Below are 24213 nucleotides of genomic sequence, written 5' to 3'. Positions count from 1 at the left end.
GCGTAGTCGAGGTGAGCAATTTAGAAAATGACCATACGCTTATTGATCTGTTACGCTGGTGATTTTCCACTTCCCACCAATTCTTTCTAGCATAACCTTAAATTTAACTTTAGGCTCGAAACCCGCTCCTAAAATAACGTTGACTGAAGAGTTATTCTCTTTCTGAGAAACATCAAAGGTACTTATACTTGCTTTCCATGAAGGATAAATATCTTGTGATTTTGTAAAGTAATCAACATCAGTATCAACCCAAGTACCATTCCAGTTACAAATATAACGCCCTTTAAACTGCTTGCATTCGCGCTTCTGTGTACATTTACTTTCGAACTCTTCTGCCGAAACTGAATCATCAGAATCATAATTACACATCATTGAGTCGTTAATGCTTTTCATTAATTCATCAGAAACATATTGACTGAGAAGTCGGTTGTCGTCCGATGATTTTTCTTTCAAATATGACTTATAAAAATTGTACACGATGCTTTCTGGGCTTGTTTGCCCGGATGCCAGTGTGAAATTTGATAAACAAAGCAAAAATGCAAACAAAAACACATTACGCATATGAGGAATTAATGGATTCATCATCAGCCCTTAGTCGTTAAAAGACTTGCTGCTGATTTTGCTTTCCTGAGTGATATCCGTCAGGCTGAAATTGGGTGTTTCGTTGGGGAGATTTGCGCCTGAGCCTGGTACCAGATAGTCAGACGTCTTCATAATGAACTCACCAGATGAACCATGCTCAATACCGTTCTTACTCAGCCTCAGGTAAGACCCGCCACCGTTCAGTGTCAGGGTTTCCGGGGTGCTGATAATAATTTCGTCTTCACTGCTGGTCACCGTCAGCTGTTTTTCAGAAAACAGTGCCATCGTGTTGTGTTGAGCCTGAATCTCGATGTCTCCCTGATTGGCAACCAGCTTAGCCCCTTCTTTATGGACAAACATACCCAGGGCTTTTTCTACTGTGACAGACAGATTTTTCATCGCACCGATATCAAGATGTTGACCGGCATTAATCATGGTATTGCGGGTACTGCTGAGCTGAAGATGCTCACCTGAGGTAAATGCTACTCCCTGCGGAGCACTACCCAGCAGGACCGAAGACTGGAGGTCTTTGATTTTGTCGGTCACGAGACTGATCTGGGTATTGATGTCGCAGACCAGTGCTCCGGCGGCTTCAGCAGCGCTGTTCAGCGCCTGCATCTGGCTGTTGGCCTGGTTAATCTGACTTATCGCAGGGGCCATTTCCAGCACCGGCCCCTGAGCTTTGGACTGGGCATCAGCTGTCAGGAACAGCCCTTTTGCCGCACGTACAGCGCCATGCTCGTCCGTACGCAGTTCAAAACCGGCGCCGCGCTTCTCACGCTGGCCATTGACCAGGTGTCCCATGTTCAGCTGCGTTTTGCCATATTCCGTTGCGAGCTTGATATGCTCTTCCTGGCGCTTATCCTCCATCCGCAACTTATTGTTCGCCGGGGTACGCCACACGTTCCGCGTATGATTGTCACTGGTGACATGGTCCGGATGTTCTGAATCATGCAGGGCATAGGCGATATAGGGACGATCCGGGTCTCCGCCGTCGAATACGACGGCCACTTCCGTTCCGTCAAGAAGCGGGGAGTGGAATCCGTACGTATCACCGGCATAGGGTTTAGCCAGCCGCAGCCACAGATAGGCATAACCCTGTTCAGGACTGTTGCGGTCAAAGTCCAGCTTCACACGGTAGCGCCCTTCCGGGTCGAGCCAGGAATAGGTGTCGCCTTTCTGTGTGCTTTCCACCCGGGCCGGAAGCGAGCCGGATATCACCGGGCGATTGAGTAACGCCGGACGATAACAGACGGTTTCGCTATACGGGATGCCTTCAAAGGCCAGAGTAAAGCTACTTTTTCGTGAGCCGCTGGTGCGCACCGTGGTGATGACGATGCCTTCCCTGACGGCATCGGGAAGCGTTCCGTCCGTTTCCAGTACCTGACCCGGAGCCAGATGAGGGCTGGAGGAATGCCCGGTGACGTGATATTGCGCATTCAGAATGCGTTCGTGACGCAGACGGGCGAAGTATGCTCCGGTCTCTGTGCTTTCAGTATCACCTTCAGTCAGGAAGGGTTCCGCATAATGGTACGTTTCTCCGGCGGTGATCCCTTCTTTGCTAAAAATGCTTTCAGTGCTGTCCTGAGGTTTCAGCGCTTCGCGATAGTTGTAGTCACGGGTGGCCACACTTCCGCTCACCACGTTATAGGCGGTCTGAATATCCCAGATGCTCTCCTGCCCGCTGTCGCTCATCCCGGCCTGGTAGCGCAACGGCAGCGTGATACCAAATTCATACTGCTGCTGGCTGTCCTGAAAAATCACCACGTCCTGTTCAAGACGGCCGTCCATTTCAAAGCGCCAGTAAATACCGACTTCAGCAAGCAGGCGCTGGATGAAAGCAAGGTCAGTTTCCCGCCACTGGGTGATGAGTTCACGGGATGGATACTCCCGGGAGAGCCGGAACTCAAAATCAGGCCCTTCCAGACCGTGTTTACGCAGTACCTGTTCAACGACTTCCGTGACCGACAGCTTGAGATAAATCTGGCTGCCCTTTGTAAAGCCAAGAAGCGCGATACGGGGAACCAGCGTCAGTGCGTAACGGGTATCTTCACCGGACGTGGATATCCGGCGAAATGACTCCACCACCCCATAGACCGTCCGGACCGGCAGCGCCGGTGTTCCGTCAAACACCGGGGTCTGAAAAGTGAATGACGCCGGCTTCAGCAGCAACGTGTCGCAGGCAATATCCGCCGAGGAACAGGTGACCGCCACGTCATACCGCCAGGGCTGACTGAGGGACTCCACCGCGCTGTAACGCAGAACATCAAGGAAATCGCTGCATCCATGAACGTCAACACGATACCGTGACTGCCCTAAAAGCGGTTGCACCATGTCGGTCGCCTTATTGATCAGCGAACCGCTCATAACGGTTCTCCTTCTACCTGTGCGTCAAACGCCAGCACAATGCCCTCTTCATCATCCCAGGTCAGCTGTAGTGAAGACGGCTTTTGTTTTGCCGCCATATGGCTCAATAACTGCTGGCTCAGAACCGGCAGGATCTGCTGATTAAGCAGGCTGTCCACGTTGCGGGCGCCGGTATCCGGCAGCAAACACGCCGTCGTCAGCGTGTCGATGAGACTTTCGCCAATGTGAGTGGAAATGCCGTAGTGGCGTTGCAGACGCGTACTCACCTGTGCGAGCTTCATGCCGACGATGGTGCGCATGGCATCCATTGCCAACGGGCGGTATATCACCGTCTGGAAGCGGGCCAGCAGTGCTGGCTGGAAATGATCGCGCAGGATCGGGCGTAACAACTCATGCAGATCGCCCTCAGTAGCTTCTGGTTGCTCTTCCAGCAACTGCATCAGCGGGTCACTGCCCAGGTTGGACGTCATCATGATCACGGTATTGCGAAAATCAATTTCACGCCCTTCCCCGTCCCGCATAAAGCCCCGGTCAAAGACCTGATAAAACAGGTTCATCACATCCCGGTGGGCCTTCTCCACTTCATCGAGCAGCACCACGCTGTAAGGCCGCTTGCGGACTGCCTCGGTGAGAATGCCGCCCTGACCATATCCTACATAGCCCGGAGGGGAGCCTTTCAACTGAGAGACCGTATGCGGCTCCTGGTATTCAGACAGGTTGATGGTAATAAGCGATTTCTCACCACCATACATAACGTCAGCAAGCGCGAGCGCGGTTTCTGTTTTGCCCACCCCGCTTGGCCCCACCAGTAAAAACACCCCCTGCGGCCCGTTCTCTGGCGTCAGGCCGGTTTTTGACGCCCTCAGGCGCTGGGCAATGGCATTTAGGGCAGGACTCTGGCCGACTACACGGGTTGCCAGCTGCTCTTCCAGCGTCAGTAATTCGGCCTGCTCATCCTTCATCAGCGACGAGAGAGGAACCCCTGTCCAGTCGGCGATAACGGTCGCAACGGTGCGGACATCAACATCCAGACCCAGTAATGGGCTGTTATTCTGAATTTGGGAGAGCTCCTGCTGGAAGCCGGAGATCTCTTTCTGGCGGCTGATGTCTTCCCGGCAGGCTTTCAGCGAGTCGGTGAGCTGCTTTTCGGTCTCATACTGTGACTGAAGGGCCATTTTTTGCTGGCTGAGCGCCTGGGTCCGTTGTTCAATCTGCGGCAGACGAGTGGCATCAACACTGTTACCCAGAGAAATATCTTCCAGCAACTCCTGCTGCTCCATGGCAAGCGCAGTCAGTTCAGCCAGCAACCGGGTAAGCTGTTCTGGCAGCGTGTCCAGGCTCATCCGTACCCGGGCCGCTGCGGTATCCAGTAAATCCACAGCTTTATCAGGCAGCTGGCGCCCTGTCAGGTAGCGGCGGGATAGCGTCACCGCTGCGCGCACGGCCTCGCCGGTAATGTGTACGCCATGATGTTCGGCATAGCGGGATTTAAGGCCACGCAGCATCAGGCAGGCTGTCTCATCATCGGGCTCATCAACCTTGACCATCTGGAAGCGGCGCTCCAGGGCAGCGTCACGTTCGAAATACTGCTTGTACTCACTCCAGGTGGTGGCCGCTATGGTACGCAGTTCGCCTCGCGCGAGCGCCGGTTTCAGCAGGTTAGCCGCATCTGCCCCGCCTGCCTGGTTACCCGCCCCGATAATGGTGTGTGCCTCATCAATAAACAGCAGCACCGGCACCGGGGAGTGCTGTACGGCGTCGATGATATTTTTCAGACGCTGTTCAAATTCACCCTTTACACCGGCACCCGCCTGAAGCAACCCCAGATCCAGTGTCCTGACGATGACGGGCTTAAGACTTTCGGGCACATTGCCCTCAGCAATACGTAGCGCCAGGCCTTCAACCAGGGCAGTTTTGCCAACGCCGGGTTCACCCACGAGGATCGGGTTGTTCTTCCTGCGTCTCGAGAGAATATCCACCATCTGACGGATTTCGTTATCGCGTCCAAAGACCGGGTCAATCTTTCCTTCCCGGGCACGGGCGGTCACATCAACTGTAAAACGATTGAGAACGGACTCTTCCTGTGAAACGGCAGTCTGTACACTTCCACCTTCAGCCTGATTTTGTACTTCATGCTGTAACGGTGCCGCCCGGCCAATAATGCTGACATTGCCAGGCTGCTCAATAAGCGCAACGTCATGCCTCTCATCCGACTGGGCTTCCAGCAAGGGACGTAACCTTTCCAGCTGGCTGGTGGTCAGCGTCATTAAAGGCCAGAGGCCATCGCAGCGTGTCAGCCCGGACGTTTCAACCATGGCCGTAAGCAAATGAATGCTGCGGATCTGCTCATTTCCCGCGAGCGTGGCGGCAAGCCAGGCCTGTTTCAGCAGAGTCTGAAGGGATGCGGAAAGCTCTGGTCGGGTGCGAACTGAACGAGGCTGTGCATCCAGCCAGCTTAAGAGCGACTGCCAGATGGCATCCATATCCCATTCATAGCGTCGGGCGAGAACGGTCAGGTCACCTTCACCCTGCTCCAGCAACTTTAACAGCCAGTGCTCAGGCGTGATTTCTGCATGTGCACGGGTCTGACATAAAGACGCCGCCCCTTCAAGGGCTTTGGCGCAATAAGGGTTAAGTCGTCGTAGCAGGACTGCTGAATGATGTTCCATGTCGTTCCCTCTTGTTCAGGCACGCTACCGCCCCTGGCCGTCAACCGATGCCCATAAGGTTCATGCCGATAAATTGTGAAACTGCTCTGCAAAGCGTCCGTCTGACAGGCGCTGTGCGGAGCAAAAGAAAAGGCGGACAGAAGGGATCTGCCCGCCAGAGTCTTATGCTGTGGTGCGTTCGTTCCAGGAATCGGAATGAATGATGTTGCCGTCTTTGTAGGTCCAGGTGATTTTTTCGTAGCGCAGCTCGATCTGCTCAAGATGGTTATGCTTCTCGAAAGAAGGATCCTTGATGTCGTGCATTTTCGGCGCAACTTTAACCAGCTTCACGTTTTCCAGTTTGGTGTTGAAGTACTCAACTTCCTGGCCTGCGTCGTTGATTTTGTACCACTTGAACTCAGCAGACTTCAGGGTCTGACCGGTGGTCACCGCTTTGTACAAATACGGGCTGGAAGAATCGATCTCTTTGGTAAACAGGAACGGCGTATGAATACGGGTTCCGGTCAGTTTGCCGGTGTTGTTATCGGTCGGGATATACAGGTTATGTTCCTGAGCAACAACTTCGATGCTTCCTTCGCGATCTTTCACATCTACGGAACCCTTGATGTCAGCGCCGCCATCGTCTTTCAGCCACAGATAAACTGGGATTGCCATGTTTACTTCTCCATTTCTTGAGTTGAAACGTCACGTACATCCTGTGACGTGTGTTTTGCGCCTGGCAGACGACAGGCGTCGGCCTGCGGTACCAGACTGATCTCGACACGCCGGTTATGCGCACGGCCATCAGGCGTGTCGTTTGAAGCAATTGGTCGGCTGTCACCGTACCCCTGCACGGCAAAGCAACTTTCGGGCACGTCCCCGGTATCGCGCATCCAGTTACGGACGGCCTCCGCTCGTTTTAAAGACAGGGTCTGGTTGAGCTGAACGCTGCCGGTGTTGTCTGTGTGACCGCTGACCACGATGAGCCAGCCTGGTTTGGCTTTGATCCCCACCAGTGCGTTGACGAGTATTTTGGTAGAGCCATCTTTGAGTGCCGATTTGCCGGAATCAAACAGCGACATGCTGTCGAGTCGTACAATTTTTGGTACCGGTTTTGGTTCAGGGGCTGGTGGTGGTGTCCAGGTATCGATAGCCTGCTGCAAGGCCAGCCACAGGCGTTGCCCCGGGTAATAGCCCAGGCTGTAACGTAAAGGCTCTCCCTGACGCTGCCAGCGTTCAAGCAGGAGTGCATCCCGTTTCAGAACGGCGAGTGATTCCGCCTTAGGACGGTAATGGTTCATCGGGATAGCATTCCAGCGCTGTAAATCGGTGCTTACCTGTCGGATCAGTGAACGATTGTTAAGCGCAGAAATACCCAACGCGGTAAGGGCACACAGCCACATCAGCAGGATCAGGCGACGTGTACGGTGGCCCCCCTGCACAGGCGATGCAAAAGGTGCCAGCAGAGGCAGAACCGCATCCGGGAACAAGCTTGCCGGGGCTGTCTGCCCTGACTTTCGGGGAAATTGCAAGCAGGTGCGAGAGTAGAGCCAGCATGACCAGACTGACTGAACGCCTGGATTGACTACGCCGAGGCGCATGGAGACGGAAAATGGGCGCACAGGCGGTGTTAACCGGTCAGGCTTCTCCAGCTCATCAGCCAGGGTATGACGGATAAAGGAAAATGCCTGACCGATCGCTGGCAGCGCCACGATATTGTCATCCGCCTGCTGCCAGTCAATGAAAGCCTGCGGCGAATCATTAACCGGACAGACAATCGGCTTGTCACCCCGAACGATTATCCACGGCGTCTCAGGTCCGGAGAATTCGGCACTCACCACAACCGGTAGTGTGAAACCCGTCAGGGATTTTATCTGTTTACTCTGCTGGCGGAGCGTCTTCAGTGTGGAGCGCAGAACCGCCTCATCCTGATGACGATCTGGCAGGCAGCGGTACATCACCGAAAGCTGACCGACCTGGCGTGGGAACTGCGTCTGGATACTGCGGACAACATCGGTTAACCGGCTGACGTCGCCGGCCCGCAGCCACCATCCCTGGGCTGTTTTACGCAGAGGACCTTCCTGAAACAACGCTTCCAGCATGTCACCACACACCAGTACAACGGGGCCTTGGGTATCGAATGATGGCAGTTCAGCAACCGGTAGGGTCGCGTCGGAAGTGGGCTCTTCACTCCGACAGTTTTTAAAAACATACCAGCCTGCCAGAAGGAGGATCAGCAGAGTGGTCAGACCGTTAAAAACGTTGCCTGTCGGGATGAAATACCACAGCAACCACAGCAACGTGGCAACGGCTACCAGGGCGTGCAGGACTACCGGAATGATGACTGATCTACGCATTAGCCATGCAGCTCCGTTATTTGTGCTGACAAAAGAGACTGGAGCCAGAGGTGACCACCCCACCAGACAACGCTGGTAAGAATGACGGCGAGCACTATCCAGAACCAGACTGAGCGCATCAGACTCCAGCGATGTTTCCCCATTCGGTGAACAACCAGAGACAGGCCAGCATCAGGCGGAGAAACCCGTTCAGAAAGGGCTTTCATTACTTCATCACGCTGCGACTGGCTGACCGCTTTCAGGCTGTATAACCCCTGAAAGCCCAGCGCTATCACCCGGTGATAGCAGGTTAAAACGGCCGGGTTTGGTGAAGGCTGACGCAGAACCTCTGCAATCCGATCCCATAGCGCTTCACCAGCCCGAAGTGAGCCAAAAAAACGGGCCTGAAGAGGCGCTTTACGCCAGGCCATCTGGCCTTCATCAACTTTCGGCTCTTCTCCTTCCTCGCTTTTTTCAGGCTTACGGCTCATCACCGTTTCGTCCAGCAGGGCACACTGTGCGTAGGAAATATGCTCCACACTGGCGTCGTCATAACCGGCACGCTCCAGCGCTTCCCGCACACTTTCAACCTGTTTAACGCATTTGTTGTAAAGCGCAGTGCCATTGAGCGTGACGGCGCCTTTCTTAAGCATGGTGACGGTAAGCCAGGTCTCCGTCATCAGCTGGTCGATATCGATATCCTGTCTCATGAGCGCAATACCGCAAACAGTTCAAGTTCCAGGGCACCAAGTAACTCAGGCACATAGAACATACACACCCCCTGCTCCTGCATTTCATGTGCAGCGGGGCTTTCCATATCAAGTGCGAAGTACTGGTTTTCCATGCGTACTGGCAACGCAGCCGGGACCCTGCTCACTGGGATCAAAGGGATCCCCTTGAGTGCCGCACCATAGATCTCGCGGACATCATCAGGTGAACCCGCCTGACAGAGTGCAGGGAATTTCTCGGCGACCTGCCAGGCTGGAATATCCGAGCGCACAGAGAGATAAAGGTCAGCCTCTTCACGCAGGCGTATATCGTGGAGATTGGCCTTCCAGGTTTGTCCATCTGGTCGGGACATTTCCAGAGCAATAACCCGGGATGGCAGACTTGCCTCCAGCAAACCGGTTATCAGGTCAAACAGCGGGGGAAACGCATTGGCCGGTTCCTCGTGGTCATAACCCGGTATGGCGTCAAGATCATGGTCCAGGGAAAAAGTCAGCATGCTGCCTGCCAGACGAGCGAGCTCAGCCCATACCTGTTCAGGTGGACGGGAAGGAAAACGTTCATATTCCGTCAGTACCCTGGCGTGGGAATTGAGCGCATTCAGCAACCAGAAAAGGGAAACATCGGCAACGGCAAAATCAGCGAGTCTTTCGTTACTTTCACGACGCATCGTCATCAGACGCTGGCGCCGGGAACGTAGCTGGCGATTGAGCAGCACCAGACGTTCGCGAAGGACCGGACTTGCCCCAAAAGATGCCACTGGAGGAATAAAAGACGGATCCTGTCGCCACGCATTTTGCCCATCCCGGATCAGTCTTGCGACAGGGCAGACTTTCCATGAGTCATTACTTTCATGGGCAAACCGGATGGTGAAATTAAACCGGGCAACGGCCATGGATTCTTCTTCAGATCCGAAAGCATCCTGCAACGTTACCCACTCCTCACGATAGCGAAGTGGCCGGTCTGGACTGACGCCCTCCAGTTCAACGTTGGCAACACCCGGCTGCATGTGAGGCAGTGCGATAACGACAGTTACCGCATCACGGCCAGCCAGCTGGCTGGCATCTAACTCACGCGGCGCGGGAGGCAGATCGCTCCTTTGAGCATCAATAAGTGTTCCATCTTCCAGCCAGAGGCGTAACTGCGTAATCTGGATCAGGCCGGACGATAGAAGGCTGTCATTAAACTCAACCTTTTCCACACCCCAGGGGAATGGGGATGCCAGCGCTGATGCACCTCGACTTCGAAAAGACTCCCATTCAGCCTGCTGCTGGAACTGTTGAGGAGACAGTAAAGCCCCCTCATTCCACAGTGGACGATAAATTTTCATCCCTGCCCTGCCTTATGCTTTTGCTTTAGGCATCTGGGAAACCAGCGACAGGTTGACGTCCATCCCTTCCACCTGGAAGTGCGGCACGGCGTACAGCTTCACGCGGAAGAAGCCCGGGTTATCCTCGATATCTTCCACCACCACTTTCGCGTCGCGCAGCGGGTGGGAAGCCTGCAGCTCGTCGCCCGGATCGGTCATTTCGGTAACCAGACTGCGGACCCAGGTATTGAGCTCAAGCTCCAGCAGACGACGGTCTTTGGTTGTACCGATGTTTTCACGCTGAATCAGCTTCAGATAGTGGGCAATACGCGACAGCAGGAAAATGTACGGCAGACGGGCATTGATACGGCTGTTGGCCGTGGCATCTGCGGTGTCATACAGCGCTGGCTTCTGGGTCGAGTTGGCGCTGAAGAAGCAGGAATAATCTCTGTTTTTATAATAACTTAGCGGGATAAAGCCCAGGTTCGCAAACTCAAACTCACGGGTTTCAGGGATCATTACTTCTGACGGGATCTTCACCTGATTGCCGGTACCCAGATCGTACAGATGGATTGGCAGATCCTGGACGGCACCACCGGCCTGCGGGCCACGGATTTGCACACACCAGCCGTTGTTGATGAAGCTGCGAACCATGTTGGATGCAAAGGCAAACGAGGCGTTGGTCCACAGGTATTTATCGTGATCCGGGCCTTTCACTTCTTCCACGTAGTTGAAGCTACGAACCGGCACGGTGTCCGGGCCATACGGCAGGCGACCCAGCACGCGCGGCATCACCAGGCCGATATAGCGGGCATCGTCCGTCTCTCGGAAGGATTTCCACTTGATGTACTCCGCACGGTCGAAGTAGTTACCAATGTCCTTGATGGCCGCCACTTCCTCCATCGAATCCTTGAGGAAAAATTTAGGACCTGCAGAGCCGATAAACGGCATATGCGCTGCGGCAGACACTTTTGAAATGTTGCGCAGCAGCGCGACATCCTGCGCAGACGCATCGAATTCGTAGGCGGAAATCAGCGCAGCGATCGGCTCGCCGCCCGGTGTGTCATACTCATCAATATATGTATGTTTATACAGCCCGCTCTGAATGATTTCCGGACAGTCCTCGAAGTCCTGACGCAGGTCTTCTTTGGACATATCCAGCAGCTCAACCTTCACGTTCTGGCGAAAATCGGTTTTGTCGACCAGGGATTTCACGCCGCGCCACAGGCTCTCCACCGCCTGGAATTCTTCGCTGTGCATTACCGCGTCCAGCTGACGGCTAATCTGGTAGTCCAGCTCTGCGATATGGTGGTCAATCAGGTTTTTGTCGAGTTTTTCAACCTTTGAGCCCGACTTTGTCAGGCACTCCAGAAATACCTGCATCCCGGCAGTTAAACGTTCATCCGCCGTCGCATCCGACATCGCCTGCGCGTCCTGCCAGATATCCAGCGCGCTCAGCTCAGACACCGGGTTCAGGTTGATTTTTTCAAACAGGGACGCATAAACCCCGCCCGCAGCAGGACGTTCCAGCACCACGCTTTCGCCAACAGTCGCATTCTCATTTTTTACAGACATCAGCATCTTCCTTTTTAATCCGTTAAATCATCGTGACCGTTATGGCTGTTTAGGTGCCAGGGCTGAAAGTTCGGCTCTGAGTTCTGCACTTAACGCCGGATCGAGCAGAATTTTTTCCAGCTCCTTTCGGAAGGCCTGGTTATCCAGCAGGTTTGCTTTTAAATCGCGAAGCAGGTTGCGCATGGAAAGCATCGCCTTCAGCTGAGGGATTTGCCGGGAAACCTGCTCCGGGGTGAAATCCTTCATGCTCTGGAATGTCAAACTGATGTTGTCTTCGCTGCCGTCATCGGCGAGCGTGTTTTTAACGGTCAGACTGACTTTTGGGGAATATTCGGAAAGCACTGAATCAAAGTTATTTTTGTTCAGATTGACTTTTTTGCGCTCAGACAAGGGTGCAGACTCCTGACCATTACTGAAGTCGCCCGCCACCAGTAATTTCAGAGGAAGCTCGGTTTTCTTGCTCGCGCCACCCGTATGCAAATCGAGTTTTAAATAATACGCGCTTTAGGGATTTCGGACTGAAAGGAAGAGTTAGACATGGCTGTCCCTGTTCTATGGAGTAATAGAAACGGTCAATGCCAGTGAGAAATAAATAAGAAAAAATTACCCAGCCAGAACAACTTTCCGGTTTGCGTCATCCGACGTAAATAAAAATCCCGGAACTAAAAGCGGGCGCATTCCATCCACCAGCATGCCGACACTGTATTTTTGGGTATTTGTCTGAAATGAAAAATTTCGGATAAGACCCAATAGCCGGAGTGTAGGAACGTTCCCTGCCTGAACGGAAATGAAAAAATGTAACAATGTTTTACATTTTCATTTTTTATCAATCACAGATCATCTTTCTGATTTATAAGAATTTTCTTGCATAACCCCTTCAAGCCTTATGGGATAAGGGTGTGCAGCAAATGATCAATTTAGCTTAGGGGATGGTTTTGTACAAAATACCACCAATCACGTGAAATGTCTGATTTTGTACTTTTATCAGAAAATGAGAAGCAGGACGTGACTGAGCATGTGAAATATTGACGACATTTTCAGTTTTCATCATTTCTTATTATTCACTTAAACGGGGCTTATTTGTTTTCGTCAGAAGAAAGTAAATGCCACGACTGCCTTTTATACATGCATTCGCGCATGTTAACAGCATCCGATGATCTCGTTGATTTTTATTGTCAGTAGTTCTGTGCTCCAGCGCGAGCGCTGATAACCAAAACCATCGTGAGAATGCTGTATCAGTTCACGTAATAACGTGCAGATATGTTCAAAGGGCAAGCGTCGGGAACGCCCGGCAGCCAATGATTTGAGACCTTTGACACCCGAAAGCGTAAACCAGTTAATCCAGCGGCCAATGGATGGATGGGCACAACAGAGCGTTCTGGCAACATCACTGACACGGTCACCGCGATGTAAAATGAGCAAAGCGGTGAGCCTGCGGGAGTATTTTTTATCGTGTGTTTTGGGAATAGCTTTCTGCATCATGCATCTTTCGGTGCGGGGAATGGGTGCTATGATCGGCATCGCTCAGTTCGGTTGGCGGTTTGTGATGTTTGGCGATTGATCAGATCGCACAATCCGGGCTGAATTCCCTCTAAGGGTTCTGTTTTCGGTGCAGCTATCTAGATACTTACGTCACGACAAAGCTTAACGGCAGAAGTATATCGGTTTAAAGAATTGCTCATCTGGTTTTGAGAATACTTGTATTGATGATACGAACGGCCATCGGACTGTTGCGGAACCTGTAGAAATGGAAAGGTCCATTACAGCCGTACACTTTCTGAAGTTTCATCAGGCGCGGAACTTATAGAGGCGTGTGAATAAAACCCTGCGCAGATGCCGGAAAGATTCAAGCTTGCCATCTTATCGTCAAAATCAGTGTTGCAAAATGAGAGTGACTATTATTCACTTTTCCCAAGAGCCGTCTACAGGAAAAAGCTATTAGCTCCTTTATCAAAAACACCTTTTCTTTATTTGAAAGCTTTGCGCATACGAATTCATTCATATTGTGAATGATATGTGGTTAAGTATTATTTATTTGAATTACATACTAACTTAGTTAAAAATAGTGATGAAAAAACCTTATCCAGATGAATATCACTTTGCAGTAACACCTTCATTTTAATAGTTAATCATACATTTTTACTAATGTGATTTTTTTTCGGTATCGTTCCCATTACTTTTTTAGTAAAATCCATGTAATCAATTAATCAATGGCGTATACGTTATGTTATTTTTTTGAATTTTAGATTGATAACGAATTAATAAATAAAGCTAATTCAATGATTTTTATCCCATTTGCTATGCTTGCAATGTGGACCTCCCAGATTAATCTTAAAGTGTTTACATTTAGAAATGAAATTTATTTCTTACACTGACAATTATTATCTCTATAGCGCAGTTCGCTATTTATTCTCTTCTGAATCTGAAAAAGAAGCGCCTATTAATTGCAGTATTGACGCCAAGTTGTCAGTCACCCGCATTGATTATGTTTTTTTATTTAACGACCTGTCCCCAGCCGAAAGTTTGTTTAAACTTTCTACTCATAGCGGTTTTGAATCTGGTGACATTGTTCTCGTGGTTTCTGATGTTGTTTCCGCTGAGGTTATCAGATATTTCATTCAAGAGGAGTGCTGGCTTATAGTCCAAACTGGCAAAGTTAAACTCTCGGATTGGTTAAATCCTATGAGGGCATCTACTGAAAGAAAAAGAATTTGTATTTCATCTGAAAATAGACGCAAACATCTCTTTACGCATGGTGAGAAGATTTTCTTGAATACATTGAAAATAAATCGCACCCCGAATTTTTTTTCCAAAGGGACTGAGGCACAGAGAAAGAAACTTAGTGCTTATAAGCGTAGCGTTATGAGAAAATTAGAAATTCATCACACTCAGCAACTTCTTGATTACATCAACGCCGATTGCTTCCTGCAAATGCTTGAATATTTATAGATAAATACAATATCTAAACTGTAGCAACTTTCTAAAAACAGCTACATATTGGAGAATAACGTACAAAGCTGGAGCGTATAATAATGATGAAGACTTTTAGCAGACAGTAAATACGGTGGATCCTTTTGTGATTCCACGGGTGTACCTGCCGCCTCAGAACCCGAAAAAGTTTAGGAGAACCGTATCGTGGGTATCGCCCGGCCACTGCCTGCAACGTGACAATAACGGGTTCGTCACGCGTGGTATCCGTGACGGTAATGGTAAACCGTTCTGCTCAGGTTCAGACTCCGGCAGGCCTGACGGATACAGGGTCCAAATGTCGTTATCAGATGAGTGACCAGCTCGCGCTTAAAGGCTGGTTTTAAAGCTTTTTTGGATAACGTCTTTCAGCGCCCGGTTCTCAAGGCTCAGGTCGGCAAACATCTGTTTGAGACGCCGATTCTCGTCCTCAAGATCCTTGATCTTTTTAATATCAGAAGCCTCCATGCCGGCGTATCTGGACTTCCAGTTGTAGTAGATGGCTTCAGATATACCGGCCTCCCGGCCGACATCTTTAACGGTTCGTCCGGCTTCAACCGACTTAACCACAGCGATGATCTGATGCTCCGTAAAACGGGCTTTACGCATAGCGATCTCTTTCGTTGGCAGATTGATTACGCCGGATGATCTCTAAATATGAATGGCACGATTAAGCGGGATACTTACATTATGAGCTGATTAAGGCTTAACCGAACGCGCGCGAATGCATAAAATCTGCTTGACCGTTTTAGCGCAACTCCCTATAGTAGCGCCCCGTTGCCCCCCAAGCGGTCAGGCAGCAAAACAATATGGTGAGGTGTCCGAGTGGCTGAAGGAGCACGCCTGGAAAGTGTGTATACGGCAACGTATCGGGGGTTCGAATCCCCCCCTCACCGCCATATTCAAGATGAGAGCTCGTACGAAAGTACGGGCTTTTTTCTTTTATATTCTCCGAAAAGGGGGGATGAGAATCCCCGACCGGGGTTCGACAACTGGCGGCAGCCAGTTGGACAGACCGAGAGCGCAGCGAACGGGCTGCCCGAAGGGCGAGCGAAGCGAGTCAATCCCCCCTCACCGCCATATTCAAGATGAGAGCTCGTACGAAAGTACGGGCTTTTTTCTTTTGGATCGCCACCAGGGGATTCGAACCTTGAAACTCCCTGCGCACTCTAAGCCTGCACAAAAAACAAAGCCCGGTTTCCCGGGCCTTGAACACAACAGCAAATTCAATAATACGCTTGCAGCGTGCGCTGGCAGAGCGCGGAGCGTACGCAGTCCTCTTTGGTGAACCGTACCACCCCAATCATCTCATCTTCCTCAAAACGTGACATAGCGTCGCTCAGCCCGGATTTCACGCCGGATGGCAGGTCACACTGGGTAATATCGCCGTTAACGATAACCGTCACGTTCTCCCCGAGGCGCGTTAAAAACATCTTCATTTGCGCAGCGGTCACGTTCTGAGCCTCGTCAAGAATGACGACCGCATTTTCAAATGTACGTCCGCGCATATAGGCGAACGGCGCGATTTCCACCTTGCCAATCTCTGGTCGCAGGCAATACTGCATAAAGGATGCACCCAGTCGCTTCACCAGCACGTCATAGACGGGCCTGAAGTAGGGGGCAAACTTCTCCGAAATATCACCGGGCAAGAAGCCGAGATCTTCATCAGCCTGCAGTACCGGACGGGTAACAATGATTCTTTCCACGTCCTTATGGATCAGCGCTTCCGCCGCTTTGGCTGCACTGATCCAGGTTTTCCCGCATCCGGCTTCACCGGTTGCAAAGATGAGCTGTTTACTCTCGATAGCATTCAGGTAGTGCGCCTGAGCCTCATTGCGCGCCACAATTGGAGAATTATCACGGCTGTCTCGGGCCATGCCAATTGCTTCTACGCCACTCATCTGCACAAGCGAGGTGACCGATTCTTCTTCACGCTGTTTATGGCTACGTGAATCCCGTCTCAGCACACGTTTTGCTTCACGACGAGCTTTGATCACTGCTTTTTGTCTTCCCATGGATAGCACCTTGAGTTGTTGGTATTCATCACACGCGCCAGCTTCGGCACGATTATGCGCACGAACATCAGAGGGTTGGCTTCCTTGTAAGCCATTGCTTGCTTTATCGGATAACGATACGGAACAGCTACGCGCACCGTTCTGCACGTCGGTCGAATGAGATTCTTGAGGGAGGGGGGAGAATTTAGTGGTGAGGAAATCGCTGCCGGAGTCTGAGCCTCCGCGCCGGGTGCTGCGGTTGTTATCTTTACCTTGTCCAGTACAGGACGCAACCATTCGCGATCTCCATAGTGATTCAGCATCACTGCCGGGAACTACCGCTGTCTTATCTTAAGTACATCAGGAATTATCATAAATGCAACATTTATTTTACCTGACTGCAACCTTTAAGACTGTCCCTACAGGTGAAATCAGTCTCATATAGAAATATTACAGAAATATAACAGGAGGATAGTCATATGAAAAAATAATGTCCCCGCGAACTGTTGCGGGGACAATTATCAGGCTTCAATAAGACCTTGAGCGAGATACGCGTTCCGATCGCGCACGCCCGGCAGGGCAAAGAAATAGCCGCCGCCGATGGGCTTAATGTACTCTTCCAGCGCTTCGCCGTTGAGCCGCTTCTGCACGGTCAGGAAGCCTTTTTCCAGATCGTGCTGATAGCAGACGAACAGCAGCCCCATATCGAGCTGGCCGGCGTTGGTCACGCCCAGCGAATAGCTGTAGCCCCGACGCATCATCAGGCTCGACTGCGTCTCTTTGGTGCGCGGATTGGCCAGACGGATGTGGCTGTCCAGCGCGATGGTATCGCCATTGGGATCGCTGGCGTAGTCGGGCACGTCATGCTCGTTCTTCATGCCGAGCGGCGCGCCGCTTTGCTTATCGCGACCAAAGATGGTCTGCTGCTCTTTGAGCGGCGTGCGGTCCCAGAACTCCACGTGGAACTGAATGATCCGCACCGCCTGATAGCTTCCGCCTACCGCCCATGCCGGTTCACCCCGATCGGCAGTGACCCACACCACCTCTTTCATCAGTGCAGCATCGCTGCTGTCAGGGTTGGCGGTACCGTCCTTAAAGCCCAGCAGGTTCACAGGGGTCTCTTTCCCTTTGCTGCGGGCGGCGTGGTCCGAGATAAACCCTTCCCGCTTCCAGCGCACGCTCAGCAGATCCGGCGTGTGCTTGATGATATCGCGCAGGGCGTGGATCACCGTGTCCTGGGTATTGGCACAAATCTGCAGGAGCAGGTCGCCATGACAGAGCGCCGCGTCCAGGGAGTCATTCGGGAAACGCGTCATTTTCTGCAGCGCTTTCGGCTTCTGTTTTGCCAGCCCATAGCGCGCGTCAAAAAGCGACTCACCGAGCGAAACGGTAATGGTCAGGTTATCCGGGGCGATAAACGGCCCCAGAATGCCGGAGTCCATTGGCGGCAGACGCGGGTTCAGCGTATCGGGCGCCGGTCCACCGGCGGTAAGAAACGCGATGCGCGTCGTCAGCAGGCGGAACAGGCGCTCCAGATCGGCTTTATCGCTGGCCAGCGAATCAAAGGCCACCAGCATCATGGATGCCTGCTGCGGCGTCAGGATGCCCGACTGATGTTCGCCATAAAACGGCTGCTTCTCCATGCGGGCATTGGGTGACAGCGTGCCGGGCGCGCTTTGCTGTTTCGCCGCATGCGCTTCCGGACAGCCACCGGCCAGAGCAAGCGCGCCACCCAGCGCCCCTACCCCTTTTAACAATCGACGACGTGAAGGCTCAACCACATCGTTCTCGCTATGCTTATTCATCGTGCTTAGTCCAGACCCAGTACGCCACGCAGCAGGGAGAGATCTTCCGCCAGGGCGGTAATCGGGCCTTTCAGCGCGTTGCGGTCGGCATCGGTCAGCTTGTCGTAGGTCTCAAACCCGTCTTTGGTACGGTACTTCGCCAGAATGGTGTCGACTTTTTTGAAGTTGGCATCCACCTTGGCCAGCAGCTCGCCGTTCTCTTTCTGCAGCTGAGGACGCAGCAGGTTAACAATTTTCTGCGCGCCGTCGACGTTAGCCTGGAAGTCCCACAGATCGGTATGGCTGTAGCGGTCCTCTTCACCGCTGATTTTGCTGGCGGCCACTTCTTCAATCAGACCGGCCGCGCCGCCGACCACTTTTGACGGCGGGAAGGCCAGCTCGCTGATGCGCTTTTGCAGCTCCAGCACGTCGCCGTTCAGCTGCTCAGCGTATTTCTCCATCCCTTTGGTGGAGTTGTCGCCAAACAGGGCTTTCTCCAGGCGGTGGAAACCGGTGAATTTCGGATCGGCGGCCTTCTGCTCGAAATCGTCTTCGCGTGCATCAATGCTGCCATCAAGGTCAGAGAACAGCTCGGCAATCGGCTCGATGCGCTCGTAGTGCTGACGGGTTGGCGCATAGAGGGATTTCGCTTTTTCGATGTCACCGGCCTTCACCGCATCGGTAAAGGCTTTGGTTGCCGTCGCCAGGTCCGCCGTCTCTTTCGTGACATAGGCTTTATACGCGGTAATGGCGTCACCCAGGCTCAGCACCGCAGCGCCTTTCGCCGCATCGGCCGTTGCTTCACCTTTGACGATCAGCTTCCCTTTAGGGTTGGTCAGCAGGCCGCAGGTCATCTCATACTCGCCCGGCTGCAGGTTGGCGGTCATCTTCTGGCTGAAGCCAGGGGCGATGTTTTCGCGCTCTTCCACCACCAGAACGCCTTTCAGGATCTCCCATTCCAGCGCTTTCTGACTGTGGTTCTGAATAATGAACTGGGTTTTGCCGCTGTTCACCGTGAGGGTCATCGGCTCACACTGCTTATCGTTGACGGTCACTTTGACCTGAGGAACATCCGCGCCCCAGGCGGAGAATGCGGAAGCGAACAGCGCGGCAATGCCTGCGCATAACGCACTACGACGGAACTGAATTGCCATGACTCTTCCCTATAAAAGTATGTTGTAACTCAAACAAAAATTATGGCGTAACGCGCGACGCCTGCGAGCCGGTACGTGGCGGCATAGCGAACAGCACCAGCGCCGGAACCAGATAAATAAAGTACATCGCCACTTCGCTGACGCTCGGCGTTTCCTGATAGCCGAAGATACCTTCAAGCAGGGTGCCGGTCAGAGAATGGGTGGAGAGCACGTTGCTGAGGTCGAACGCCACGTCCTGGAAGTGGTTCCACAGTCCCGCCTCGTGGAAGGCGCGTATCGCCCCTGCCGCCAGCCCTGCCGCCACCAGCAGAATAAACAGGCTGGTCCACTTGAAGAAGGCGCCCAGGTTCAGGCGAATACCGCCCCAGAAGAGCAGGAAACCGAGCACCACGGCCGTGGCGAGACCCAGCACGGCTCCCAGCGGCGGCCAGATACCCACATCCTGCTGAAACGCCGCCAGCAGGAAGAAAACAGACTCCAGGCCTTCACGCGCGACGGCGAAAAAGACCATCATAATGAGCGCCCAGCCGTGGTTATTGCCCTTTTGCAGCGCGTTATCCACCGCCTGCTCCAGCTGCACCTTCACGTTGCGGGAGACTTTACGCATCCAGAACACCATCCAGGTGAGGATCACCACCGCAATCACGGCGACGATACCCTCAAACAGCTCCTGCTCTTTCTGCGGGAACTCCCCGGTGGTTTCGTTGATAAGGATACCGAGGCCCAGACAGAGTGCCGCGGCAAGGAATACCCCGATCCACATGACGCCAATCCAGCGCCCGCGCTGGGTACGCTTCAGATAACTGGCGATGAGGCTCACGATGAGGGCAGCTTCGAGCCCTTCACGTAACATAATGAGAAATGGAACAAACATGCCGACACCTTAAATGTTTATCGCGGTCAACTGATGCAAAGAAAGGTAAATTCTTGTGATAGTGATTATCATTACGGTGAAAAGAAACACAAGCGAAATGTGTGGTGTTTTGATGACGAGTTGTAAACGCAAAGCCTGTTAATAGTTGCCGACGTTACCGTTAAGTTTATAAGTTATAATAAAAATGCCCATTTACGGTTAACCAGCCCTGTGGCTAAATATCCGCCTCAAACACCTGGTGAAAATTAATTATGTTTAAAATCGTCCATTTCCTGCTGGCGCTGGTGATTATTCTTGCGCTCGCCTGGCTGGTGAGTTTCGACCGCCGAAAAATTCGCATTCGTTATGTTTTACAGCTGATTGTTATTGAAATTGCGCTGGCGTTCTTTTTCCTGCACGCCGAAAGCGGGTTATTCCTGATTAAATATGTTTCCGGCTTCTTTGAGTCACTGCTGAAATTTGCCTCGGAAGGGACGAATTTCGTCTTTGGCGGAATGGGGGAAAAAGGGCTGGCGTTCATTTTCCTCGGCGTGCTTTGCCCGATTATTTTTATTTCCGCACTGATTGGTATTCTTCAGCATTGGCGGATCCTGCCGATTTTTATTCGGGTCATCGGCACGCTGCTGTCAAAACTGAACGGCATGGGCAAGCTGGAATCCTTTAACGCGGTGAGTTCGCTGATCCTCGGCCAGTCGGAAAACTTCATTGCCTACAAAGGCGTGCTGGGCGATCTCTCCTCTCGTCGTCTCTTCACCATGGCGGCCACGGCCATGTCGACGGTCTCCCTGTCGATTGTCGGCGCCTATATGACCATGCTCGACGCCAAATTTGTCGTCGCGGCGCTGATTCTGAACATGTTCAGCACCTTTATTATTCTCTCGGTCATCAACCCGGCGCGCCCGGAAGCGGAGCCGGATATCAGGCTGGAAAAACTGCATGAATCCCAGAGCTTCTTCGAAATGCTCGGCGAGTATATTCTGGCCGGTTTTAAGGTGGCGATGATTATTCTGGCGATGCTGATTGGCTTTATCGCGCTTATTAGCGCCGTTAACGCCCTCTTCTCCAGCGTATTTGGCATGAGCTTCCAGCAGATCCTGGGCTATGTATTTTATCCGCTGGCGTGGCTGGTGGGTATTCCGCTGAGCGATGCCTTAAACGCGGGCAGTATTATGGCGACCAAGCTGGTGGCGAATGAATTTGTGGCGATGATTGAGCTGCAAAAAATCGCCCATCAGATGTCCCCGCGCGGGCTGGGCATTTTATCCGTCTTCCTGGTGTCCTTCGCGAACTTCGCGTCCATCGGCATTGTGGCCGGGGCGATTAAGGGCCTTAACGAGCAGCAGGGGAACGTGGTGTCGCGGTTTGGTCTGCGTCTGGTGTACGGCGCGACGCTGGTGAGCCTGCTGTCGGCGAGCTTTGCGGGGCTGGTGTTGTAAGTGTTTTTGCCGGGTGGCGCTTCGCTTATCCGGCCTACAAAACAACAACGGCGGGGTTATCCCGCCGTTTTTATTAGAACTGCACGCACACCGGCTGGTCGACGCGCATCACCGACTCCTGCGCGAAGCGAGATTTATAAATCCCGCGCAACGCTTCAATGTTCTTCTCGCTCTGCGCATCTTTACCGTGGATCAGCATCAGCGCTTTGCTGGGTTCACGCGCCACTTTCCCGTCGTTCCCCAGCCACTGGCCGCGCGCGTCAAACACCGTTAAGCCATCGCGAAAACGCGGCGTCACGTCCTGATCAACAAACTGCTGCCATTCGCTGCTGGCGATCTGCGCCCCGGCAGGACGATTTAAGCCGAAATAGAGCGTGGTTTGCTGCATCTGGTTATCCGCCTTGCAGGTCTCTACCGCCGCGTGCTGCGATGGCACGGTGCAGCCAGCGAGCATCAATAGTGCCGCCGCCATTAACCCTGTTTTGATTGTCATGCTTCGCTATCCTCATTTTTATAAGCACATGGATATCACAGGAAAATACGGATTTTGGCAAGAAAAAAGCCGGGTAGCGCATGCGCTTACCCGGCCTGGATTGTACAGCGAGAAAAATTATTCTGGCTGCAGCTTAGACGGCGGTGCGGAATGGTAATGCGCGTCTGCTTCAGCAAAGCGTTTCTGCATGGAGGCAGACGGGGCTTTACCCAGCAGGCTGAACACCACGATGCCGATGCTGCCGAAGATAAAGCCAGGAATGATTTCGTACAGGCCCAGCCACGCGAACTGTTTCCAGACGATAACGGTCAGCGCACCGATAATCATTCCCGCCAGCGCGCCGTTACGGGTCATACGTGACCACATGACGGAGAACAGAACTACCGGACCAAATGCCGCGCCAAAGCCCGCCCACGCGTAGCTCACAAGGCCCAGCACGCGGTTTTCCGGGTTAGCCGCCAGCGCGATGGCAATCAGCGCCACCAGCAGCACCATAAAGCGCCCTACCCACACCAGCTCTTTCTGGCTCGCGTTTTTACGCAGAAAAGCTTTATAGAGGTCTTCGGTGATCGCACTGGAGCAGACCAGCAGCTGGCAGCTCAGGGTGGACATCACCGCCGCCAGGATCGCGGAGAGCAGAATACCGGCAATCCACGGGTTAAACAGAATTTGCGCCAGCTCGATGAACACGCGCTCGGCGTTCTGGTTGACCGCGCCCGCCTGCGCCGGGTTGTTATTGAAGTAGGCGATACCGAAGAAGCCAACGGCACACGCCCCCGCCAGACACAGGATCATCCACGTCATGCTGATGCGACGAGCATGAACGATGGTGTGGTGAGAATCCGCCGCCATAAAGCGCGCCAGGATATGCGGCTGACCGAAGTAGCCCAGGCCCCAGCCCATAAGGGAGACGATGGCCACGAAGTTCAGCCCTTTCAGCATGTCGACGTTTTCAATGCTCTTCTGCTTGATCACTTCCAGCGATTCGCCAAAGCCGCCAACGGTGAAAATCACAATCACCGGGGTCAGGATCAGGGCGAAGATCATCAGGCTAGCCTGCACGGTGTCGGTCCAGCTTACCGCCAGGAACCCGCCCACGAAGGTATAGAGGATGGTCGCCGCAGCACCGGCCCACAGGGCGGTTTCGTAGCTCATGCCGAAGGTGCTTTCGAACAGACGCGCGCCGGCCACGATGCCGGAGGCACAGTAGATGGTGAAGAACAGCAGGATAACTACCGCAGAGATAATGCGCAGGATGCGGCTGTTATCTTCAAAACGTCCGGTGAAGTAATCCGGCAGCGTCAGGGCGTTGTTGTTGGCCTCGGTATGCACGCGCAGACGGCCTGCCACCAGCTTCCAGTTGATCCACGCGCCCACGGTCAGGCCGATGGCGATCCAGCTTTCCGAGATACCGGAGATGAAAATCGCGCCAGGCAGTCCCATCAGCAGCCAGCCGCTCATGTCGGATGCGCCCGCAGAGAGTGCGGTCACCATTGGGCCTAAACTGCGACCGCCCAGAATGTAGTCGTCAAAGTTCTTTGTAGAACGCCACGCCAAAAACCCTATCAGAATCATGCCAAAAATATAAACGAGAAATGTCACCAGCATCGGTGTGCTAATAGCCATTCAAATTCTCCAAAATGTCGAGCGACAACCATCCGGGCTGCCTTGTTATATGATCACCGGAACGAGGTGAATGTATCTTGTGTTTCGGTTGGGCGCGCTATCCTGCCGTATGCGCCTTCCGCTGACAAACGATTTAACACTGCATTTACATCAATTTCATCCCCGGTTTGATACGAGTTTCCTATAGGTTGCACTCGCTCACGCTTTTACGGGTTGCACCTTTGAAAAGTGTTAACTCCCGCATAAAAACAGGCTTCCCCCACAAAAGCCAGCGCGTTTTTCCGGCTAACCATTCATTAACAATCCATTCATTTTCCGGGTTGCAAACCAGGTCACATTTAA

At 52.8% G+C, this 24213-nt stretch carries 16 protein-coding genes, 1 tRNA gene, 1 other RNA gene and 3 pseudogenes; 4 read left to right on the top strand and 17 right to left on the bottom strand.

Going from position 1 to position 24213, the window contains the following annotated elements:
• Window positions 1-39 precede the first annotated feature (39 nt).
• From KGP24_RS08625 to KGP24_RS08580, 10 genes and pseudogenes are all read right to left on the bottom strand, one after another.
• Complete coding sequence (locus KGP24_RS08625) at window positions 40-585, bottom strand: DUF3828 domain-containing protein (protein WP_223563025.1); 546 nt, start codon at window positions 583-585, stop codon at window positions 40-42.
• 6 nt (window positions 586-591) lie between these two features.
• Window positions 592-2949 (bottom strand): type VI secretion system Vgr family protein, encoded by a 2358-nt coding sequence (vgrG, locus tag KGP24_RS08620; RefSeq protein WP_223563024.1) that lies wholly within the window; start codon window positions 2947-2949, stop codon window positions 592-594.
• Window positions 2946-5618, bottom strand: a complete 2673-nt coding sequence (gene tssH / locus KGP24_RS08615) for a type VI secretion system ATPase TssH (RefSeq protein ID WP_223563023.1) — start codon at window positions 5616-5618, stop codon at window positions 2946-2948. Before tssH ends, vgrG begins: the two co-directional genes overlap by 4 nt.
• Before the next feature lie 162 nt (window positions 5619-5780).
• Entirely contained in the window at window positions 5781-6272 is a 492-nt protein-coding gene (gene hcp / locus KGP24_RS08610) for a type VI secretion system effector Hcp (protein ID WP_090087170.1), read from the bottom strand.
• A 2-nt stretch (window positions 6273-6274) separates the two neighbouring features.
• Entirely contained in the window at window positions 6275-7954 is a 1680-nt protein-coding gene (locus KGP24_RS08605) for an OmpA family protein (RefSeq protein WP_223563022.1), read from the bottom strand.
• On the bottom strand, window positions 7954-8643 hold the full coding sequence (tssL, locus tag KGP24_RS08600) for a type VI secretion system protein TssL, short form (protein ID WP_223563021.1): 690 nt from the start codon (window positions 8641-8643) through the stop codon (window positions 7954-7956). The genes KGP24_RS08605 and tssL overlap by 1 nt, the downstream gene beginning before the upstream one ends.
• Window positions 8640-9989, bottom strand: coding sequence for a type VI secretion system baseplate subunit TssK (gene tssK / locus KGP24_RS08595; RefSeq protein WP_223563020.1), 1350 nt, complete (start codon window positions 9987-9989; stop codon window positions 8640-8642). Before tssK ends, tssL begins: the two co-directional genes overlap by 4 nt.
• A 12-nt stretch (window positions 9990-10001) precedes the next feature.
• The gene (gene tssC / locus KGP24_RS08590) at window positions 10002-11549 is read right to left on the bottom strand and encodes a type VI secretion system contractile sheath large subunit (protein WP_223563019.1); all 1548 of its coding nucleotides are present in this window, start codon (window positions 11547-11549) and stop codon (window positions 10002-10004) included.
• A 33-nt stretch (window positions 11550-11582) separates the two neighbouring features.
• Window positions 11583-12082, bottom strand: a pseudogene (gene tssB / locus KGP24_RS08585) (type VI secretion system contractile sheath small subunit).
• A gap of 604 nt (window positions 12083-12686) precedes the next feature.
• Window positions 12687-13064: pseudogene (locus tag KGP24_RS08580) on the bottom strand (helix-turn-helix domain-containing protein); the annotation flags it as partial.
• An 831-nt stretch (window positions 13065-13895) separates the two neighbouring features.
• On the opposite strand from KGP24_RS08580, the gene KGP24_RS08575 reads away from it, so the two are divergent.
• A complete protein-coding gene (locus KGP24_RS08575; protein WP_223563018.1) occupies window positions 13896-14492 on the top strand; it encodes a hypothetical protein in 597 nt (198 codons plus the stop codon).
• A gap of 94 nt (window positions 14493-14586) precedes the next feature.
• Here the strand turns inward: KGP24_RS08575 and KGP24_RS08570 are convergent.
• Window positions 14587-15119: pseudogene (locus tag KGP24_RS08570) on the bottom strand (transposase); the annotation flags it as partial.
• 202 nt (window positions 15120-15321) lie between these two features.
• Here KGP24_RS08570 and KGP24_RS08565 point away from each other — a divergent pair.
• Together KGP24_RS08565 and KGP24_RS08560 are read left to right on the top strand one after the other, a co-directional pair.
• A tRNA-Ser gene (locus tag KGP24_RS08565) sits at window positions 15322-15409 on the top strand.
• 45 nt (window positions 15410-15454) lie between these two features.
• Window positions 15455-15590: non-coding RNA, RtT sRNA (locus tag KGP24_RS08560), on the top strand.
• Between the two features lie 146 nt (window positions 15591-15736).
• On the opposite strand, the gene phoH is transcribed toward KGP24_RS08560, so the two are convergent.
• The 4 genes from phoH to efeU all read right to left on the bottom strand — a co-directional run bounded on the left by phoH (window position 15737) and on the right by efeU (window position 20316).
• Window positions 15737-16525: a phosphate starvation-inducible protein PhoH gene (phoH, locus tag KGP24_RS08555; protein ID WP_024908976.1), complete on the bottom strand. Its 789-nt coding sequence runs from the start codon at window positions 16523-16525 to the stop codon at window positions 15737-15739.
• A gap of 500 nt (window positions 16526-17025) precedes the next feature.
• Entirely contained in the window at window positions 17026-18309 is a 1284-nt protein-coding gene (gene efeB / locus KGP24_RS08550) for an iron uptake transporter deferrochelatase/peroxidase subunit (protein WP_223563017.1), read from the bottom strand.
• Window positions 18310-18314: 5 nt separating this feature from the next.
• Window positions 18315-19442 carry an iron uptake system protein EfeO gene (gene efeO, locus KGP24_RS08545; RefSeq protein ID WP_223563016.1) on the bottom strand — a complete coding sequence of 376 codons (1128 nt, stop codon included), beginning with the start codon at window positions 19440-19442 and terminating at the stop codon, window positions 18315-18317.
• 40 nt (window positions 19443-19482) lie between these two features.
• Window positions 19483-20316, bottom strand: a complete 834-nt coding sequence (gene efeU / locus KGP24_RS08540; protein WP_223563015.1) for an iron uptake transporter permease EfeU — start codon at window positions 20314-20316, stop codon at window positions 19483-19485.
• Between the two features lie 251 nt (window positions 20317-20567).
• On the opposite strand from efeU, the gene KGP24_RS08535 reads away from it, so the two are divergent.
• Window positions 20568-21752, top strand: a complete 1185-nt coding sequence (locus KGP24_RS08535; RefSeq protein ID WP_054830147.1) for a nucleoside transporter C-terminal domain-containing protein — start codon at window positions 20568-20570, stop codon at window positions 21750-21752.
• Between the two features lie 73 nt (window positions 21753-21825).
• Here the strand turns inward: KGP24_RS08535 and KGP24_RS08530 are convergent, their stop codons facing one another.
• Both KGP24_RS08530 and putP read right to left on the bottom strand, forming a co-directional pair.
• On the bottom strand, window positions 21826-22245 hold the full coding sequence (locus KGP24_RS08530) for a DUF3574 domain-containing protein (protein WP_223563014.1): 420 nt from the start codon (window positions 22243-22245) through the stop codon (window positions 21826-21828).
• Between the two features lie 117 nt (window positions 22246-22362).
• Entirely contained in the window at window positions 22363-23871 is a 1509-nt protein-coding gene (gene putP / locus KGP24_RS08525; RefSeq protein ID WP_198885140.1) for a sodium/proline symporter PutP, read from the bottom strand.
• Window positions 23872-24213 lie beyond the last annotated feature (342 nt).

Origin of the sequence: Enterobacter sp. JBIWA008, from assembly GCF_019968765.1 — a bacterium.
GTDB lineage: Bacteria > Pseudomonadota > Gammaproteobacteria > Enterobacterales > Enterobacteriaceae > Enterobacter.
Note: the sequence above shows the minus strand (reverse complement) of the source record. Positions and strands in the feature narration are given on the sequence as shown.